General features: G+C 68.1%; 17 protein-coding genes and 1 pseudogene. 10 read left to right on the top strand and 8 right to left on the bottom strand.

All coding sequences use genetic code 11. The annotated features are described in order from the left end of the window. Genes ADBZ6I_RS03005 through ADBZ6I_RS02995 form a run of 3 tightly spaced genes read left to right on the top strand, consistent with a single transcriptional unit; the run spans nucleotide 1 to nucleotide 2,751 of the window. On the top strand, nucleotides 1–408 hold the full coding sequence (locus ADBZ6I_RS03005) for a DUF2752 domain-containing protein (protein ID WP_526380715.1): 408 nt from the start codon (nucleotides 1–3) through the stop codon (nucleotides 406–408). A 28-nt stretch (nucleotides 409–436) separates the two neighbouring features. Continuing rightward, nucleotides 437–1,855, top strand: a complete 1,419-nt coding sequence (gene pyk / locus ADBZ6I_RS03000; protein ID WP_526380713.1) for a pyruvate kinase — start codon at nucleotides 437–439, stop codon at nucleotides 1,853–1,855. A 17-nt stretch (nucleotides 1,856–1,872) separates the two neighbouring features. Further along, nucleotides 1,873–2,751, top strand: a complete 879-nt coding sequence (locus tag ADBZ6I_RS02995; protein WP_526380711.1) for an acyl-CoA thioesterase II — start codon at nucleotides 1,873–1,875, stop codon at nucleotides 2,749–2,751. Between the two features lie 10 nt (nucleotides 2,752–2,761). Here the strand turns inward: ADBZ6I_RS02995 and ADBZ6I_RS02990 are convergent, their stop codons facing one another. Both ADBZ6I_RS02990 and ADBZ6I_RS02985 read right to left on the bottom strand, forming a co-directional pair. After that, nucleotides 2,762–3,337 (bottom strand): DUF4190 domain-containing protein, encoded by a 576-nt coding sequence (locus tag ADBZ6I_RS02990; RefSeq protein WP_526380709.1) that lies wholly within the window; start codon nucleotides 3,335–3,337, stop codon nucleotides 2,762–2,764. Nucleotides 3,338–3,446: 109 nt separating this feature from the next. Then, nucleotides 3,447–4,037 (bottom strand): HdeD family acid-resistance protein, encoded by a 591-nt coding sequence (locus tag ADBZ6I_RS02985; protein ID WP_526380707.1) that lies wholly within the window; start codon nucleotides 4,035–4,037, stop codon nucleotides 3,447–3,449. 190 nt (nucleotides 4,038–4,227) lie between these two features. On the opposite strand from ADBZ6I_RS02985, the gene ADBZ6I_RS02980 reads away from it, so the two are divergent. From ADBZ6I_RS02980 to ADBZ6I_RS02970, 3 genes are read left to right on the top strand one after another with little or no spacing between them, the layout of a single operon-like run. After that, the gene (locus ADBZ6I_RS02980; protein ID WP_526380745.1) at nucleotides 4,228–5,100 is read left to right on the top strand and encodes an ABC transporter substrate-binding protein; all 873 of its coding nucleotides are present in this window, start codon (nucleotides 4,228–4,230) and stop codon (nucleotides 5,098–5,100) included. Between the two features lie 4 nt (nucleotides 5,101–5,104). Then, nucleotides 5,105–6,031 carry an amino acid ABC transporter permease gene (locus ADBZ6I_RS02975; RefSeq protein WP_526380705.1) on the top strand — a complete coding sequence of 309 codons (927 nt, stop codon included), beginning with the start codon at nucleotides 5,105–5,107 and terminating at the stop codon, nucleotides 6,029–6,031. Beyond that, the gene (locus tag ADBZ6I_RS02970; RefSeq protein WP_526380703.1) at nucleotides 6,028–6,804 is read left to right on the top strand and encodes an amino acid ABC transporter ATP-binding protein; all 777 of its coding nucleotides are present in this window, start codon (nucleotides 6,028–6,030) and stop codon (nucleotides 6,802–6,804) included. The genes ADBZ6I_RS02975 and ADBZ6I_RS02970 overlap by 4 nt, the downstream gene beginning before the upstream one ends. An 8-nt stretch (nucleotides 6,805–6,812) precedes the next feature. Here ADBZ6I_RS02970 and ADBZ6I_RS02965 read toward each other — a convergent pair. Next, nucleotides 6,813–7,549, bottom strand: a pseudogene (locus ADBZ6I_RS02965) (adenylate/guanylate cyclase domain-containing protein); the annotation flags it as partial. A 285-nt stretch (nucleotides 7,550–7,834) separates the two neighbouring features. Between ADBZ6I_RS02965 and ADBZ6I_RS02960 the strand changes: the two are divergent. Continuing rightward, nucleotides 7,835–8,329 carry an SRPBCC family protein gene (locus ADBZ6I_RS02960; RefSeq protein WP_526380701.1) on the top strand — a complete coding sequence of 165 codons (495 nt, stop codon included), beginning with the start codon at nucleotides 7,835–7,837 and terminating at the stop codon, nucleotides 8,327–8,329. Between the two features lie 9 nt (nucleotides 8,330–8,338). Here the strand turns inward: ADBZ6I_RS02960 and ADBZ6I_RS02955 are convergent, their stop codons facing one another. After that, nucleotides 8,339–9,064: a hypothetical protein gene (locus tag ADBZ6I_RS02955; protein WP_526380699.1), complete on the bottom strand. Its 726-nt coding sequence runs from the start codon at nucleotides 9,062–9,064 to the stop codon at nucleotides 8,339–8,341. Between the two features lie 76 nt (nucleotides 9,065–9,140). On the opposite strand from ADBZ6I_RS02955, the gene ADBZ6I_RS02950 reads away from it, so the two are divergent. Both ADBZ6I_RS02950 and ADBZ6I_RS02945 read left to right on the top strand, forming a co-directional pair. Beyond that, nucleotides 9,141–10,676, top strand: a complete 1,536-nt coding sequence (locus ADBZ6I_RS02950; RefSeq protein WP_526380697.1) for a carboxylesterase/lipase family protein — start codon at nucleotides 9,141–9,143, stop codon at nucleotides 10,674–10,676. Nucleotides 10,677–10,690: 14 nt separating this feature from the next. Beyond that, nucleotides 10,691–12,703 carry a DUF7064 domain-containing protein gene (locus ADBZ6I_RS02945; RefSeq protein ID WP_526380695.1) on the top strand — a complete coding sequence of 671 codons (2,013 nt, stop codon included), beginning with the start codon at nucleotides 10,691–10,693 and terminating at the stop codon, nucleotides 12,701–12,703. A gap of 148 nt (nucleotides 12,704–12,851) precedes the next feature. On the opposite strand, the gene ADBZ6I_RS02940 is transcribed toward ADBZ6I_RS02945, so the two are convergent. From ADBZ6I_RS02940 to ADBZ6I_RS02930, 3 genes are all read right to left on the bottom strand, one after another. Further along, the gene (locus ADBZ6I_RS02940; RefSeq protein ID WP_526380743.1) at nucleotides 12,852–13,367 is read right to left on the bottom strand and encodes an RDD family protein; all 516 of its coding nucleotides are present in this window, start codon (nucleotides 13,365–13,367) and stop codon (nucleotides 12,852–12,854) included. 234 nt (nucleotides 13,368–13,601) lie between these two features. Next, nucleotides 13,602–14,276 carry a DoxX family protein gene (locus tag ADBZ6I_RS02935; RefSeq protein WP_526380693.1) on the bottom strand — a complete coding sequence of 225 codons (675 nt, stop codon included), beginning with the start codon at nucleotides 14,274–14,276 and terminating at the stop codon, nucleotides 13,602–13,604. A gap of 179 nt (nucleotides 14,277–14,455) precedes the next feature. Continuing rightward, nucleotides 14,456–17,368: an aminotransferase gene (locus ADBZ6I_RS02930; protein ID WP_526380691.1), complete on the bottom strand. Its 2,913-nt coding sequence runs from the start codon at nucleotides 17,366–17,368 to the stop codon at nucleotides 14,456–14,458. Between the two features lie 53 nt (nucleotides 17,369–17,421). On the opposite strand from ADBZ6I_RS02930, the gene ADBZ6I_RS02925 reads away from it, so the two are divergent. Further along, nucleotides 17,422–17,985: an isochorismatase family protein gene (locus ADBZ6I_RS02925; protein WP_526380689.1), complete on the top strand. Its 564-nt coding sequence runs from the start codon at nucleotides 17,422–17,424 to the stop codon at nucleotides 17,983–17,985. A gap of 79 nt (nucleotides 17,986–18,064) precedes the next feature. Here the strand turns inward: ADBZ6I_RS02925 and ADBZ6I_RS02920 are convergent. Then, on the bottom strand, nucleotides 18,065–18,357 hold a 293-nt coding region (locus tag ADBZ6I_RS02920; protein ID WP_526380687.1), incomplete at its 5' end, for a DUF1214 domain-containing protein.

Below are 18,357 nucleotides of genomic sequence, written 5' to 3'. Positions count from 1 at the left end.
ATGACCGCACCGGTCGGCAGACGCCCACGGCTGTACGCCGGGCTCGGCGGCGCCGTCCTGGGACTGGGCGCGCTGACCTACATCGGAGTCGTCGACCCGCACCAGCCCGGGGCGATTTTCCCGTTCTGTCCGTTCAAGTTCCTCACCGGGTGGGACTGTCCGGGGTGCGGCGGCCTGCGGATGACTCACGATGTGCTGCATGGCGATTTGGCCGCCGCGGCGATGGACAACGTCTTCGTGTTGGTCGGCCTGCCGGTGCTGGCGCTCTGGGCACTGCTGCGCCGCAGTCGTGGGCAGCAGGTGTTCACCACTGCTGTTCTGGTGACTGTCGGGATCGCCGCGGTGGTGTGGACCATCGTTCGCAATCTGCCCGGGTTCCCGCTGGTTCCCACGATGCTCAGTTCCTGAGCAGTCTGCGCGACTATGCTCAGGCGTCGTGACTCGGCGCGCCAAGATCGTTTGCACCCTGGGCCCGGCTACCGACAGTGATGTCGGGGTCAGGGAACTCGTTGAAGCGGGGATGGATGTCGCCCGGCTGAACATGAGCCACGGCGACTATGCCGACCACGAAGCATCCTATGCCCGGGTGCGCGCCGCTTCGGAGGGCGCCGGGCGCGCGGTGGGCATCCTCGCCGATCTGCAAGGCCCCAAGATCCGGCTCGGCCGGTTCGCCGAGGGCCCCGTGCAGTGGGCCAACGGCGAGACCGTCCGGATCACGGTGGCGGACTGCGAAGGCACGCACGACCGGGTGTCGACCACCTACAAGAATCTGACCAAAGACGCCAAAACCGGTGACCGCCTGCTCGTCGACGACGGTAAGGTCGCCCTGGTATGCGAGCACGTCGATGGCGACGACGTGGTGTGCACCGTCACCGAAGGCGGCCCGGTCAGCAATAACAAAGGCCTGTCCATGCCTGGCATGGCCTTTTCCGTTCCGGCCATGTCGGAGAAGGACATTGCGGATCTGGAGTTCGCGCTGAAGCTCGGTGTCGACTTGGTCGCGCTGTCATTCGTGCGCTCACCGGCCGATGTCGATCTGGTGCACGCGGTGATGGACCGGGTGGGCCGACGGGTGCCGGTGATCGCCAAGTTGGAGAAGCCGGAGGCCGTGGAGAACCTCGAAGGCATCGTCCTGGCTTTCGACGCGATCATGGTGGCCCGTGGTGACCTCGGCGTGGAGTTGCCGCTCGAAGAGGTGCCGCTGGTGCAGAAGCGGGCCATCGAGATCGCGCGGGAGAACGCCAAGCCGGTGATCGTGGCGACCCAGATGCTGGAGTCGATGATCGAGAACTCGCGGCCGACACGCGCCGAGGCCTCCGATGTGGCCAACGCCGTGCTCGACGGGGCCGACGCGGTGATGCTCTCCGGCGAGACTTCGGTGGGCAAGTACCCCATCGACGCGGTCCGCACCATGGCGCGGATCATCTGCGCGATGGAGGAGGGCTCCCCGGAACCGCCGCCCCTGACCCATGTTCCGCGCACCAAGCGCGGAGTCATCTCCTATGCCGCCCGCGACATCGGCGTGCGGCTGGACGCCAAGGCGCTGATCGCCTTCACCTCATCGGGGGATACGGTTCGGCGACTGGCCCGGCTGCACTGCCGGCTTCCGCTGCTGGCGTTCGTCACCGCACCGGAGATTCGTAGCCAACTCGCATTGACTTGGGGCACTGAAACATTCGTTGTGCCCGAGGCCGATAGCACCGACGACATGATTCGTCAGGTCGACCACGCGCTGCTGCACATGGGGCGCTACCAGCGCGGGGACCTGACGGTCATCGTCGCCGGCGCTCCACCGGGCACAGTAGGCTCGACAAACCTGATTCACATCCACCGGATCGGGGAGAACGACCACTAGTCGAACGAGAGGCCGACGTGCCCCAGCCGGGAAAGTCCGATTTCGACGAACTGCTCTCGATCCTTGAGCTATCCCGACTTGACGACGACGTCTTCTCCGGGCGTCATCCGCGCAAGAACCCGGTCCGCACCTTCGGCGGCCAGTTGATGGCACAGGCGTTCACCGCGGCCAGTCGAACTCTGGACCACGATCTGCCGCCCAGCGCGCTGTCGGTGCAGTTCATCGCCGGCGGCGACACCCACCACGACATCGAGTTCCACGTGTCGCGGCTGCGCGACGAGCGGCGGTTCGCCAACCGCCGGGTCGACGCGATGCAGAACGGCAAGCTACTCGCCACCGCTCTGGTGTCCTACCTGGCGGGTGGCCATGGCCTGGAACACAATTCGCAATCTCCGGCCGTCCCGGACCCGCACACCCTGCCGACCATCGACGAACTGCTGGTGGGCTACGAGAAAGTGGTCCCGCACTTCGCCGATGCGATGCGTCCCATCGAGTGGCGATACACCAACGATCCGGCGTGGGTGATGAGGGACAAGGGCGGAAGGCTGGAGCAGAACCGGGTGTGGATGACCGCGGCCGGTGAGATGCCCGACGACCCGGTGCTGCACACCGCCGCGATGGTCTACTCGTCGGACACCACCGTGCTCGATTCGATCATCACCACCCATGGGCTGTCCTGGGGCTGGGACCGCATCTTCGCGGTGACCGTCAACCACTCGGTGTGGTTTCACCGCCAGGTCGACTTCTCCGACTGGGTGCTCTACTCGACGACGTCACCGGTGGCGGCCGAGTCCCGGGGCCTGGGCATGGGGCATTTCTTCAACCGGGCCGGCGAAGTGGTCGCCACAGTGGTCCAGGAGGGCATCGTCAAGTACTTCCCGGGAGCGGCGAAGTAACTTCCGGCCGCTACCGCCCCGGGGTCGCGGTCTGACCTGTTTGAGTCTCGACCCGCTGCTGGAACTCGTCCATGCACTGCTGGATCTTGGTGTTGTCGGAGTTCGCGTTCTGGATGCACGTCATCAGGTCCTGGCCGCCGTACCTGTTGAACGCATCGGCGTAGAACGCGATGAAGCCGATGCTCACGACGATCGCCAGACCGCCCAGAACCAGACCGGTCGTCGCAATCCCGCCGTTGTTGGCCTCACCGCGTTTGGCCCGCCCGCGGCCGATGAACCCCAGGATCACCGCCACGATGCCCAGCAGGATGCCACCGACTACCGAACAGGAGCCGAACAGCGCGAGAATCGCGACCACCAGCGCGGCGACCCCCATGCCGTTGCGCGGGGGCGGCCCCATCCCGGGGTAGTAGTCGCCGCCGTACGGCATGGGCGGGGGCGGATAAGCACCGGGGTAGGGGCCGGCACCGGGTGCACCGGGTGGATATGAATACGGGTAGGGAGTCATGCCGGGGGACGGTCCTGGCGGCGGCGGAAAGCCCGGGGTGTCCTGCGGTAGCTGCGGTTGCTGCGGTTGCTCAGTCATGGTTGCCCGATTGGTCCACGGAAGCCAGGTTACCCGGATGGTCCACGGTTACGGCAAAGAAGAGGCGAGGACCGCGGTGCCCTGCGGCCCCGCGCCGGTGTCACAGCTGTCAGCGGGCGCTGCGGATGGCGTCGCTGATGACGGTGCGCACCTGGTTGCCCGCCTTGCGGATACCGAAGGCGCCGATGATCTCGATGACCCCCAGGGCGATGAGCCCGAAACCGGTGACCCAGATCAGGGTCGGGAGCGAGGCGAAGGGGTAGGCCAGCACGATGATGCCGGCGATCAGCGTGGCGATGCCGATGAAGATCTCCCACCCGCGCGCCGGTGTGTCGCGATCACTGAATGCGGCGGCCGCGGTGGCGACACCGCGGAACACGAAACCAATGCCGATCCAGATCGCCAGCAGCCACACGGCGTCACCGATGTGCCGGATCGCCATCACGGCCAGCACCAGCGACGCTGCGCCGCTGATGAACAGCAGCGCCCGGCCGCCCCCGGAGATCGGCAGGGTGAAGGCGTGGAAGACCTGCGAGGCGCCGGTCACCAGCAGGTAGGCGCCGAAGAAGATGGCCGCGACGACCAACGTCGGACCGGGCCACGCCAGCATCATCACACCGAGGACCAGCGACAGGATCCCGGTCAGCAGCACCGACTTCCACAGGTGCGGAAACAGCGTTCCGCCAGAGCTAGTTGTCATGGCGCCAAGTGTGGCATAGCGCCGGGAAAGGCCTTGGATTGGCATCTTCGACAGGTCAACCGCGCCGATCGGCGGTAGTTTCCTTGTGGCGTACAGATTCGGCGAACGCCTGACAGCTACGGGGAAGGGCACTGTGTTCACAGGAGAAGAGAATCGTCAGCGCTGGTGGCGGGCGGCGGCGGTGGTCACGATGGCGGGTGCGCTGACGCTGTCGGGGTGCGCCAAGAACACCGAAACCGGTTCGGGCACTGGGGGCGGCTCCACGCAGGCCAGCACCGAGGTGACCGTGAACAAGGTCCAGGAGATCGCCGACACCGTGCCCGGGGAGATCCGGGAGTCCGGCACGCTGGTCGTCGGGGTCAACCTGCCCTACCCGCCGAATGAGTTCAAGGACCCCGAGGGAAAGATCGTCGGCTTCGACGTCGACCTGATGAACGCGATGGCCGAAACCCTCGGGCTGAAGGCGGAATACCGCGAGTCCGACTTCGCCAAGATCATCCCGGCGATCGACGGCGGCACCTACAACGTCGGCATGTCGTCGTTCACCGACACCAAGGAGCGCGAGAAGCAGGTCGACTTCGTCACCTACTTCTCGGCCGGCACCCTGTGGGCCCAGCGTCCCGGTGAGGCCATCGACCCGGAGAACGCCTGCGGCAAAAAGGTTGCGGTGCAGGCAACCACGATCCAGGAGACCGACGAACTGCCGGCCAAGAGCAAGGCCTGCGTGGACGCCGGCAAGCCGGAGATCCAGATCATCAAGTTCGACGGCCAGGACGCCGCCACCAACGCCGTTGTGCTGGGGCAGACTGACGCGATGTCGGCCGACTCCCCGGTGACGGCCTGGGCCATCAAGCAGAGCGACGGCAAACTCGAAGGGGCCGGGGAGATCTTCGACTCCGCCCCGTACGGGTGGCCGGTGAAGAAGGGCTCCCCGCTGGCGCAGTCGCTGCAACAGGCGCTTCAGCATCTGATTGACATCGGCGCCTACAAGGCCATCGCCGCGAACTGGGGTCTGGAGTCGGGCTTGATCGACAAGCCGGTCATCAACGGAGCGGTCAGCTAGTTCAATGATCGGCGAGCAGCCGGTGCCCACCGTGCCCGCCGCCATCGATGCCGTCCCGCTGCGGCACCCGTGGCGGTGGGTGGGTGCTGCCGTCATCATCGGCCTCGTCGGGTTGTTCTTGTACGGGGCGGCCACCAACCCGGCCTACGGCTGGGCGACCTACCGTAAATACCTGTTCGACCACCGGGTGTCCGAGGCGGCGTGGAACACCCTGCAGCTGACGTTCTGGGCCATGCTGCTGGGGTTGGTCCTCGGGGTGATCCTCGCGGTGATGCGGTTGTCGCCCAACCCGATCCTCAAATCGGTGTCCTGGGTCTACCTGTGGATCTTCCGCGGCACCCCGGTGTATGTCCAACTGGTGTTCTGGGGGCTGTTCCCCACGCTGTACCAGAAGATCCAGATCGGGGTTCCGTTCGGGCCCAGCTTCTTTCACATCGATATGCGCAACTTGTCGATCAGCTTCATCCTGGCGATCATCGGGCTGGGCCTCAACGAGGCCGCCTACATGGCTGAAATCATCCGGGCCGGAATCGCTTCGGTGCCCGAAGGTCAGCTGGAGGCCTCCACCGCGCTGGGCATGTCGTGGTGGATGACGATGCGGCGGATCGTGCTGCCGCAGGCGATGCGGGTGATCATCCCGCCCACCGGCAACGAGTTCATCAGCATGCTCAAGACCACCTCGCTGGTGACGGCGGTGCCCTACACCCTGGAGCTCTACACCCGAACCCGGGACATCTCCGCGGTGATCTTCCAGCCGATACCGCTGCTGCTGGTGGCCGCCACCTGGTATCTGGCCATCACCAGCGTGCTGATGGTGGGGCAGTACTACCTGGAGAAGTATTTCTCCCGCGGTATCTCGCGCAAGCTGACCGGCAAACAGCTCGAAGCTTTGGCCAAAGCCCAGGTCGGCGCCAAGGAAGGCCACGTATGACCGGCCCGAACCCACTGCCGATGGTCGACGCGCAGCAGGTCTGCAAGGATTTCGGGGCGCTGTCGGTGCTCAAGGGCGTGACGCTGTCGGTCGAGCGCGGCCGGGTCCTGGTCCTCGTCGGGCCGTCCGGCTCAGGCAAGTCCACCTTCCTGCGCTGCATCAACCATCTGGAGAACGTGACGGCCGGCCGGCTCTATGTCGACGGGCAACTCATCGGCTACCGGGAGCGCAACGGCAAGCTCTACGAAATGCCTCCGCGTGAAGCCGCCAAGCAGCGGCGCGACATCGGCATGGTCTTCCAGCACTTCAATCTGTTTCCGCACCGGACCGCGCTGGAGAACATCATCGAGGCGCCGGTGCACGTCAAGGGGGCCAGCAAGGCCGCCGCCGCCGAGCGTGCCCGCGAGATTCTCGGCCAGGTCGGCTTGTCCGAAAAGGCCGACGCCTACCCGGCCCAGTTGTCCGGAGGCCAGCAACAACGGGTCGCGATCGCACGCGCGCTGGCCATGGAACCGAAGCTGATGCTTTTCGACGAACCCACCTCCGCGCTGGACCCGGAACTGGTCGGCGAGGTGCTCGGGGTGATGAAAAAGCTTGCTGCAGCCGGTATGACAATGATCGTGGTCACCCATGAGATGGGGTTTGCCCGCGAAGTGGCCGACCAGCTGGTCTTCATGGACGGCGGGGTGATCGTCGAAAGCGGAGCCCCACGAGAGGTGCTCAGCAACCCGCGGCATGAACGGACCAAAGCGTTCCTGTCGAAAGTGATGTAGTTGAGAACCTAACCGGTGGGGGTCTCGGCGGGGGTCTCGATAGCCAGAGCGACGGCTGGGGAATTGTCCGGTGTCGGCGGCGGCGCCGTGCGGCGGCGGACAAGCCACCACGTCCGCATCACGCCCTTGCCCTTGATCGCGATCTCGCCGCGCTCCTCCAGGACGAACTCGTCCCGCAGCCGCTCGAAGACGTTCTGCGGCACCTGAATCCGGCCTTCGATGTCGGTGGACTCCATCCGCGAGGCGACGTTGACCGCGTCGCCCCACACGTCGTAGAAGAAGCGCCGTGCCCCTACCACCCCCGCCACGACCGGACCCGCGGCGATGCCCTCCGCATCGGTACCGGATCGCCGCGGGGATCACGAAGTTCGGACACCGCACGGCACAGGTCCAGGGCCAGGTCGGCGATGGCTTCCACATGGTCGGGCCGCGGTGTGGGAACACCGCTGACCACCATGTAGGCGTCGCCGGTGGTCTTGATCTTCTCCAGGCCGTGCTGGTCGACCAGACGGTCGAACGTGGTGTAGAGCCGGTCGAGAAAGCGGACCAGTTCGGTCGGCGCGATCTCGCTGGCCTTCTCGGTGTACCCGGCGATGTCGGCGAAGAGGATCGAGGCGTCGTCGTAGCGGTCGGCGATGACGCCGTGCGCCGGATCCTTGAGTTTCTCGGCCACGCTGCCCGGCAGGATGTTGGTCAGCAGCGCCTCGGGATGGCTGTATTCAGCGCCCAGCGCGGCTGGATTCCGGTGTCCGCGGGAAGCACACCCAGGATCGCGGTGAGCGCCGCGGAGATGACCGCGGCGAATTGCAGCACCCGCTGAGGCCGGCTTACCGCCTCAGCCCAGTGCCGGTTGCGTTCGGGTGGCCGGCGCTGCAGGCGTTCGCAGTCGGACCACCGGAATCGGGCTTCCGGCCTCATCCGGCCAGCGCCGCGCCGCTCGGACCACAAGGGAAAAACCTAGCCCGCCGGGGTCGCCGGCGAATGGCACACTGATCAGGCCAAATCTTCGCCAGCCATCCGAGGAGCGACCGTGACCGATGGCGACCAGCAGGTCATCGACAGTGTGGACATCGCCGCCCCGCCGCCGCGGGTGTGGGAACTGGTCACCGACATCGCGCTGATGCCGGAATTGAGCCGGGAACTGCTCGGCGTGCAGTGGGCCGAGGGTTTCAGCGGGCCGGCTGTGGGCGCACAGTTCCTCGGCCGCAACCGCAACCCGGTGATCGGGGAGTGGACCACGTGCTCGACGATCGTCGCCTTCGACGAGCACGAGCGGTTCGGCTGGGCGGTGGGCGACCCCGAGTCACCGGCGGCGACATGGCTTTTCGAGCTGACCCCGATCGCCGAGGGCACCCGGCTGAGCTACACCGCCCGCCTGGGTCCGGGCCCGTCGGGCGTCACCATGCTGATCGCGCGGGAACCGCACCGCGGGGCGGAGATCGTGAGCCGTCGACTGGGCCAGTGGCGCACGGGTGTGGCCGCGACACTCGCCGGTATCCGGGACCGAGCCGAAAACCGGGTGTGACGATCCGGGTCAGCAGCTGAACTGGATGCCGATGCCGGCCGGCGGTGTCTGCCGGGTGCAGCCGTAGGGCGTCACCCCGTCGTCGTTGTAGCGCACCGCGGTCTGACGGGCGTAGTTCACGCACACCAGGGTGCTGGTGTCGGTGCGGCATCGGAAATCGCCGAAGGACAGCGACCCGCCGGCCGGCAGCGGTGCGCCCTGACCGGCGCTGAACCGGCCGGGATCGCCGTGGGCCGAGCCGATCTGGACGGTGCCGCCGTCGAAGTCCACCCAGCCGCCTTTCCAGACCCCGTAGACGTCCGGCGGCTGCGCCGGCGGCGCGGTCAGATCCACCAGGCAGGACAGTGCCGCCGAACCGCGCTTGGTGTCGGTCATACAACTGGTGCCCGACGGGGTGGTGAAGGCGTAGTCCTCTCCCAGCGAGGTGGTGGCGCCGTTGCGCAACGCCACCTGGAAGTCCTTGCCGTCGACCGGGGCGGCGGCCGCCACCCAGGCGATCGCCTCACCGACCGGGGCGCCAGATTCGGGTGCGTTCGCCGACGCTGCCGCCGACGCGGTGGATGTGGATGTGGCCGCCGATTCCGGCGACGAGGTCCATGTGCTGCTCGTCGGGGGCTTTCCGGCCGCGCGCGACGGGCTGATCGGAGTCAGCGCAGTGGGGCCGGGTCGCTCGGCGGACAGCCCGGAACAACCCGCGACCAGCACTGACGCGGCGAACAACACGGCGATCCGCATCCGGCCAGGCTAGCCGGGCCAGGGCCGATGAGACGCCAGGCGCGGCGCGGCGCGGCGATTCGCTACCGTCGGAAAGATGCACCAGTACCCGGTCCGAGTCACCACCGCCAGCGGCGTGGTCGAGGGTTTCACCCGCAATGGCGTTAACCGGTGGCGTTCTATTCCGTACGCCGCCGCTCCGGTCGGTGCGCTGAGATTCCGCGCCCCGCAGCCGGTCCAGCCGTGGACCGGCGTGCGGTCCTGCCACACCTGGGGCAATTGCGCCCCCCAGCAGCGCATCTACACCATGACCGCCCCGGGCAAGTACCAGCCGATGAGCGAGGACTGCCTGACGCTGAACGTGGTGACCCCGCACTGGTCCGGGCCCGCACCGGACGGCGAACCGTTGCCGGTGATGTTCTTCATCCACGGGGGCGGTTACATCCTGGGCAGCTCGGCCACCCCGATCTACGACGGGGCGCGACTGGCCCGCCGCGGCTGCGTCTATGTGGCGGTCAATTACCGTCTGGGTGCGCTGGGGTGCCTCGATCTGTCCTCGTTGTCCACCCCCGAGGTGCCGATCGACAGCAACCTCTTCCTGCGTGACATCGTCCTGGCGCTGCGGTGGGTGCGGCAGAACATCGCCGCGTTCGGCGGAAACCCGGACAACGTGACGATCTTCGGGGAGAGCGCTGGCGCGCACGCGGTGGCCACTCTGCTCGCCGTCCCCGACGCCGAAGGGCTTTTCCACCAAGCCATTTCGCAGAGCCCCGCATCGGGCATGGTCAGTTCGCGGGAGGTGGCCGCCAAGATCGCCGACCGGTTCGTCGACCGGATGGGCCTGGACCGGCAGAGCGCGCCGGCAACCTTGCTGAAGGCCACGCCGTCGGAATTGGGCCGCGCCGCCCATCACGTGATGAACGGCAGCCTGGACAGCATGCTCGGCGCATCGGCGGTGGGACCGACCCACGGCGACGACTACCTGCCGTTGGACCCGTTCGACGCGATGCGAAAAGGCTTGGCGCACAAGGTCCCCCTGATCGTCGGGACCAACGCGGAGGAGGGCCGGTTGTTTACCCGGTTCCTCAAGTTGCTGCCGACCAGCGAGCGGTCGATCGAAAAGGTGCTGGCCCACACGCCCACCGAAATTCGGGAGCGGATCCTGGCGGCTTACCCGCTCTACCCGGACCCCAAGGCGTGCATCGAGTTTGGCGGCGACATGATTTTCGGCACCGCGGCCTGGCAGATCGCCGAGGCGCACGCCAAACTGGCGCCCACCTACGTCTACCGCTACGACTTCGCGCCCCGCACGCTGCACTGGGCCGGCTTCGGCGCCACTCACGCCACCGAACTGCTGGCGGTGTTCGGCATCTACCGCTCCCGGGTGGGTGCCGTGCTGACCGCCGGCGTCGACCAGAAGGCGGCGGTCCGGGTGAGCCATCAGGTGCAGAACCGGTGGCAGCAGTTCAGTCGCACCGGAGTGCCCGGCGTCGACTGGCCGGTCTACAACCGCCGGGACCGGCCGGTGCTGGTGTTTGACCGGCACACCCACGTCGAGTACGACCCGCACCCCGAGCGCCGGCGCGCGTGGGCGAATTTCACCATGACCGGGGATCAAGCCTCCTCGCAGTGACTTACGTTGGAGGGGTGACTGCCGGCCCCGACGCGACCGTGGAACGCCCTGAGGACCTCACCGCCGACTGGTTGAGCGCCAACCTGGGCGCCGGCCGGGTCGGTGGTTTCACCGTCGAACGCATCGGCACCGGGCAGATGAGCGAGTGCTACCGGGTTGGGCTGAGCTACGCGGTAGGCGACGGACCGGCGTCGGTGGTGCTCAAAGTCGCCGCGAGCGATCCGATGAGCCGCCAGACCGGGCAGACCATGGGCCTCTACGAACGCGAGGTCCGCTTCTACGCCGACGTGGCGCCACTGCTGGCGAGCGCCGGCGACGGCCCGATCTCACTCTGCTACCACGCCTCCTATCAGCCGCACAACGGCGCATTCACACTGCTGCTCGACGACGCCGCGCCCGCCGAGGTGGGCGACGAAGTGCACGGCGCCGGCATCGCCGAAGCCCGGCTGGCATTGACCCAACTCGGCCGGCTGCACGCGCCGCTGATCGGCCGCCAGCTGCCCGACGACGCCCGCTGGCTCGACCGCGGCACACCGGTGAACCAGACTTTCATCGGCGGGCTGTTCGCCGGGTTCGCCGCGCGCTACGGCGACGCCATCCGGCCCGAGCACCGCCTGGTCTGCCAGCGCCTGGTGGACGGCTTCGACGCCTATCTGGCCGACGAACTCGCCGCCGAGCGGGTGCACGGTCTGGTGCACGGTGACTACCGGCTGGACAACATGCTCTTCGGCCGGCCCGGGTCGCTGCGCGACCTGACCGTGGTCGACTGGCAGACCGTCACCTGGGGGCCGGCGTTCACCGACGTCGCCTATTTCCTGGGCTGTGCGTTGACCGTCGAGGACCGCCGGGCGCACTACGAGGAGCTGATGCACGCCTATCACGAAGGGCTGGGCCCGGATTCGACGATCACCGTCGATCAGGTCCGCGACGGGGTGCGCCGGCAGAGTTTCTTCGGAGTGATGATGGCCATCGTGTCGTCGATGCTGGTGGAGCGCACCGAGCGCGGCGACCGGATGTTCCTGACCATGTTGGACCGCCACAGCAGCCATGTGCTCGACACCGGCGCGCTTGAGGTACTGCCGCAACCGGCGGCAAGCCCTGCGCTGCAACCGGATCCGGCCGACGAGGCCGCCCACCCGCCGGGGGAGGAGCCGTTGTGGAACGAGAGCTGGTACTGGGATTTCGCCGATCCGCGGCAGGGGATCGGCGGCTGGATCCGGCTGGGGCTGGTTCCGAATGAGAACCTCGCGTGGATCAACGCCCTGATCTGCGGGCCGCACATCCCCACCGTGGCGTTACTGGACTTTGGTGCGCCGCTGCCAGCCGACCCCAACGACGTTCGCAGCGGCGAAATCAGCCTGCGGCACAACGCGATTGAGCCATTGCGGCAATACCGGGTGCAGGTCAGCGGTCCGGGCGAGACCTACGACGATCCGTCCGACCTGCTGCGCGGAGCCGACGGCCGACCCACCGACCTGGCGATGGACCTCACCTGGACCACCGACGGCACGCCCTACGCCTACCGGATTACCACGCGCTACGAGATTCCCTGCACCGTCAGCGGATCCGTCACCGTCGGGGGGCGCAGCTATGAGTTCACCAGGATCCCCGGCCAGCGCGACCACTCGCACGGTGTGCGTGACTGGTGGAGCATGGACTGGGTCTGGAGTGCGCTGCACCTCGACGACGGCACTGCGCTGCACGGCGTCGACCTGCGCATCCCCGGGATGCCCCCGGTCAGCGTCGGCTACATCCAGGGCACCGGCGAACCGGTCACCGAGACCACCTCGGTCACCGCCGACGCCGTCCTGGCCGATAACGGATTACCGGTGAGCACGACGCTGACGATGCAACCGGGCGAGCTCACCGCGACCGTCGACGTCCAAGGCCACGCACCGGTGCGGCTGGTCGCCCCCGACGGGCGGATCAGCTTCTTCCCGCGGGCCTGGGCCACGGTGCGTACCGGCGACGGCCGGCACGGTGTGGGCTGGCTGGAGTGGAACCGCAACCAGCCCCCGGGAGACTGACGTCACGCAGGCGGACCACTCGCAATTCGCCTGCGTGACATCAATGCGGCGTCTAAGACTTGATCACCGCGGGCGTTCAGCCCTTGATCACCGCGGGCGTTCAGCCCTTGATCACCGCGGGCGTTCAGCCCTTGATCACCGCGGGCGTTCAGCCCTTGATCACTTGAGTGCCGCCGGCCAGCTCGTCGTGCTTGCCCTGCTTGGTCGGGCTGCTGCTGATGGTCACCGCGATGACGATCATCGCGATGACGCCGAGCAGGCCGCCGAGGTAGGGCAGGACCGGCAGCAGCGTGAAGGCGTTGCGGATGGCCGACTGCTTGAGGTCGGGCTTGGGGGCGCCGCCGGGGCCGCGCACGCTCAGGCCCAGCGCCATCTTGCCCACCGTGCGGCCCTGCGTCACCTCCATGGCCACGAAGTAGACGAACATCAGTGCGCCGCTGAACAGGCCGGTCACCAGGATGCTGCCGGAGGACCCCAACAGTGCCGCCAGGAGCCACGAGACGATCCCGACCAGCAGGCCATCGATGACGCGGGCGCCCCAGCGAACTCCCAGGCCGCCGGGCTGGCCGTAAGTGGCCGGCGGCAGCGACGGGTAGTAGCCGCCGGTGGCGCCGTAGGGATTGGGCGGCGGGGGATAACCCGGCGTGGGCGTGTAACCCGGCATCGGCGGGGGCGCATAGCCCGGCGCCGGCGGCGGGTAGCCCGGGAAACCGCCGGCGGGAGGAACGGGCGGAGCCGGATAGCCCGACGGTGTCGCCCCCCCGTACGGGTTGGCCGGGGGCGGCGGCGGGTAGCCGGACGGGTTTGCGGTTGGATCCTGGTCACCCGTGGTCATGGCGCACTCTCCTTGAGGTAGGTGCATCCAAATCTACCGGCGCGCGGTTCGGCGGGCGACATCTCAATGCCGGGCGAGCCGTCTCACCTCGGTTTTCGCCTCCGCGGCGAGTTTGCCGCCATGCTCACGAGTGGCCTCCAGGGCGGCTTCGCCGCGTTTGCGGGCGGCATGGACCAGCGGGGCGCTGCGCTCGCCGGCCGCTTCGACCAGCTCCTGGCCGCGGTGCGCGCCCTCCTTCAAGCCGTGGCCGACTCTGGCGGCGACACCGTCGGCTGCCGGGGCCGAGGTCGCCAATCCCACCGACACCGCCTCGGAGACCCGCCTCGCCGCGCGCCGTCCCCGCCAACTCAGCGAGGGCTTGCCGGCGGTATCCGCCGACGCGATGATCAGTCCGCCCAGCAGACTCAGGTCGACCATGAAGTCGTGTCGTTTGCGTGCCTTGCCCAGCGGATCGGATTCGGCCCAGAACATGTGCGCACCCAGGTTGGCGGGCAGCACCGTGGCGGCCAGCGCCGCCGAGGCCAGCCGGGGCATCCGGCCGGTCGCCAGCAGCAGGCCGCCACCGATCTGCGCCGCGGCGGTCGCCCGTGCGAAGGTCTCCGGATCCTCAGGAAGCAGGGAACCGACCGGGTCGGGCAGCTTGCGCAGACCCTCCAGCGTCGGCCGGGCCGAATCAGCGGCGCTCATCGGGCGCCGCAGCGCGTCGATGCCCTGACTGACGAAGGCTGCGGCCAGCATCGGCCTGGCTACTCTGCGGATCAACATGGCGCCGGGATTCCCTGGCCGTGGGGGCCCCAAACCCAGGCCCGCGTGATCAGGCCGGAAACACCACCATGACGCCGAACGTGTGCCCTATGCAGCTATTGCGGCGAATTCACCTGCATAAGCCGCACGTTCGACGCCCCACGCCGGCGGCGCTACCAGCCGGTGCGCAGCACCCGTTCGAGCATGTCGACGAAGTAGTCGGCGGACTCCCGGGTGATACACATCGGCGGCTTCATCTTCAGTACGTTCTGCCGGTCGCCGGTGGGCTGCACGATCACCCCGAGCTCGCGCATCCGCTCGCAGATCGCCGCGGTCTGCGCGGCCGCAGGCTCCAGGGTGGCGCGGTCGGTGACCAGTTCCACGCCCATGTACAGCCCGCTGCCGTGCACCGTCCCGATGATCGGATACTGCTCGGCCAGCGCGGTGATCCGTGTCTTGAGGTGATCGCCGATGTCAAGGGCGTTGCGCTGCAGGTGATCTCGTTCGATGATGTCGAGAACGGTCAGGCCGACGATGCAGGACACCGGGCTGCCGCCCGCCGATGAGAAGAAGTAGCCGCAGTTGCGGTAGGCATCCGCGATCGCCTTGGTGGTGATCACCGCGCCGAGCGGCTGCCCGTTGCCCATCGCCTTGGCGACGCAGACGATGTCGGGCACCACGCCCTGCTGTTCGAAGGCCCAGAACCAGCGCCCGGTGCGGCCGTAGCCCACCTGAACCTCGTCGGCGATCGCCAGACCGCCGACACCGCGGACCGCGGCGTACACCGCACGCAGGTATCCGTCTGGCAGTGCCATTCCGCCGGCATTGCCGTAGAACGGTTCGCAGATGAACGCCGCCGGTGGATGTCCCTGCGCGGCAAGGCGTTCGATGATCGCGACCGCTTCCGGGGCGTACTTCGAAGCCTCCGGACCGCGGTGTTCGCCGCGGTAGGCGTTGGGCGAGGGCACGGTGTGCACCCACGGCGGCCGGGTGGACAGCGCGTTGGGGTTGTCGGCGATAGAGGTGGAGATGGCGTCGGTGGCGTAGGTCCAGCCGTGGTAGGCCTCGGCGACCGCCACCACGTCGTGGCGGCCGGTGGCGGCCATCGCCAGTCGCAGGGCGAGGTCGTCGGCTTCGGAGCCGGAGTTGACCAGGAAAACGGTGTCCAGCGGGTCGGGCAGGGTCGCGGCCAGACGCTCCGAAAACGCCACCACGCTGGCGTAGTTGAACCGCGAGTTGGTGTTCAGTCGGCGCCACTGCCGGGCCACGGCGTCGGCCAGTTCGGGGTGGCCGTGGCCGAGCACGGCGACGTTGTTGACCATGTCGAGGTAGGTCCGGCCGTCCGTGCCGATCAGGTGCTCACGCCAACCCCGCTCGATCCGCGGCGGATCGTCGTAGTAGTGCTCCTGCACGGTGGCGAACGCGCGGGATCGGCGCTGCCGCAACGATTCGCCCTCCTCCACCAGGTCCGGGGTGTGCGGCAGCCCGAGCAACACCAGGGGGTCGCTGACCTGGTCCAGCCAGCCCGCGGCGTACTCGGGGCGGACGAACTGCGGGGTCGATGTGCCGTGCCGCCGCACCTGAATCCATACCGGGCCGTCGATCACGCCCAGTTGGCCGCCGGCGGTGACACTGGGATCTGTTTCGACGGGCTGGACCGCCCCGAGCACCTGCACCGTGCCGCCGGCACCCGTCAGCGTCACCGACTGGCAGGTGGTCTCTACGCGGCCCGGCCACGGAGCGGTGAGATCCACCGCCGTTGCGGGCCAAAGGTGCACACCGGTGGCAACGGTGGCGGGGGAGTCCGGGTTCAGCGTCGCCGACCGGGTGAGCCGGGCCTCGCCGAAGGTGGTGACGGCCGCGGCGGCCGCACCACCGGCGAGGGCGACGCGGGCCAGCTGATCCTCCGCATCGGGGTTCAGCCACGCTCCGCCGTCCATGGCGCCGGACTCCGCCGAGAAGTCCAGCCGGATGATCTGCCGGGGGTCGACTCCGCGGATCAGCGGGGCGTCGCCGGTGAGGTGCTCGGCGGGAACGGCCATCCCGAGGGCGTGCCGGATCTGGGCGGTCATCACCCCGAGCGGTATCGCGCTGGCTTGCTCGAAGATCCGCCACTCCGCATCGAGAGCCGAACTGGCGTAATGGTTTTCGGCATCAACGGCGGACTGGTGATTGCCGCTGACCACCAGCACCGCGGCGCGCAGCACGACCAGCGGCCACAACGCCTCAGCCTCCGCGGGCGCCAACGGCCGCACCGCGTGGAAAGCCCGAATAGCCGGCAGCGTGGTGGCCGGCTCGCTGCCCTCGTGGCGCAGCAGGGTGGCGACGGTGACGGCCAGTTCGGCCACCGCCCAGGACCGCATCAGGTCACCGAAGTCGATCAGCCCGTCGGGTAGGCCGTCTGCTCCGCGAACCACGTTGTCGCCGGTGATGTCGCCGTGGATCACCTGAATCGGAAGGTCCTCGGCAAGGCCGGCGAGGGTATCCCAGGCCGCGTCTGCCGCGGACTCGACGGCGGCGCGGCGATCGGCGTCACCGACATGCGCGGCAAGCAGTTCCACGGTGCGCATGCCGTGGCGCAGATCCCACTGCAGCACCCGATCCACTCCGGGGTGCTCGAAACCGGCCAGTGCTCGGCAGGTTCGTCCGGCCAGGTCGCCCAGCGCGGCCACCTGGGCGGGACTCAGATAGGCCTGGCCGCTGAGGGTTCCGCCGGACAGGTAGCGGATCACCCGCGCGAACAGCCGGCCACCGTCGCGGTGCCGATCGGCAACCTCGGCGATCGCGGCCGCGCCGGCCGGCCCCACGTTGGTGGCGGTTCGGATGGCCTCGGCGGCGGCGATGAAGGCGGCCGCGACGTCCTGGGCTTCCAGTTCGAGCCGGCTGAAGGCCGGATTGGCGATTTTGAGCACCCCGACGGGGCCAGTGCGGTCGTCGGTGAGCAGAAAGTTGGCGTCCTGCTGGCTGCCCAGCGCGACGGCCTGTGCGGCTAAGCCGAACTGGGCGGCGGCGATCTGCCCCGCTCGCTCGGCCGACACCTCCGGCACCGGCAACTCGGCGGCTTCGAAGAAGTCGAATGCGGTCATGGTTTCCCTCGTGGATCGGCCATCTGACTGTACTGGCGGGTTACGGTGATCCGATGCGGGCGTTGATCATCGTCGATGTGCAGGTCGATTTCTGCGAGGGGGGATCGCTGGCGGTCCACGGCGGCTCGGCGGTGGCCGCGGCGATCGACGAGTTGCTTACCGGCGAGCACGGATATAACCATGTGGTCGCCACGAAGGACTTCCACATCGACCCGGGCGGACATTTCTCGGAGAACCCCGATTACGTCTCGTCCTGGCCGCGGCACTGCGTCGCCCACACCTCCGGTGCGGAGTTCCACCCGAACCTGGGCACCGGCCCGATCGAGGCGGTGTTCCACAAGGGTGCCTACGACGCTGCCTACAGCGGCTTCGAGGGCCTGCACGAAGACGGCGGAGTGAGCCTGGCCGACTGGTTGCGTGCCCGCGGGGTCGACGAGGTCGACATCGTGGGTATCGCCACCGACTACTGCGTGCGGGCCACCGCCGAAGATGCGGTGCGGGAAGGGTTCACCACCCGCGTTCTGGTGGGCCTGACGGCCGGTGTGGCCCCGGAGTCGACCGAGGCCGCGCTGGCCGGATTGCACAGCGCCGGTGTGGAATTGCTGCACGCGCACTGAATCGCCTCAGCGAGTAGACCACCGCGGTGGTGCCGCCCGACCCCAGGGGGCCACGTTCAGCCGAAGCAGCGATTCGTCCCTACGACCTCACCGTGCTGACCGAAGGCGGCATCCATTTGCCCTCGACAATCGGCTCCTGCGGCCAGTAAGCCCGAATGAATAACGAGTACTCCTCGGCGGGAGCAGGCAGCCAGTTCGACTCTTTATCGGCACCGGGCGAATCGGGTTGAACGTAAATTGTCAGGCTCCCATCATCACCGAGCACGAGGTCCTTGTTCTTCGTCCCGAGCGAGAACCGATTCAGCTTATTGGGGTGAAAAAAGTGCTGCTTGTTGTAGAGCGTGAGGGACCAAAAGCCGTTCACCGGCGGTA

This window comes from Mycobacterium sp. (genome assembly GCF_044342925.1).
Taxonomy (GTDB): domain Bacteria; phylum Actinomycetota; class Actinomycetes; order Mycobacteriales; family Mycobacteriaceae; genus Mycobacterium.
Note: the sequence above shows the minus strand (reverse complement) of the source record. Positions and strands in the feature narration are given on the sequence as shown.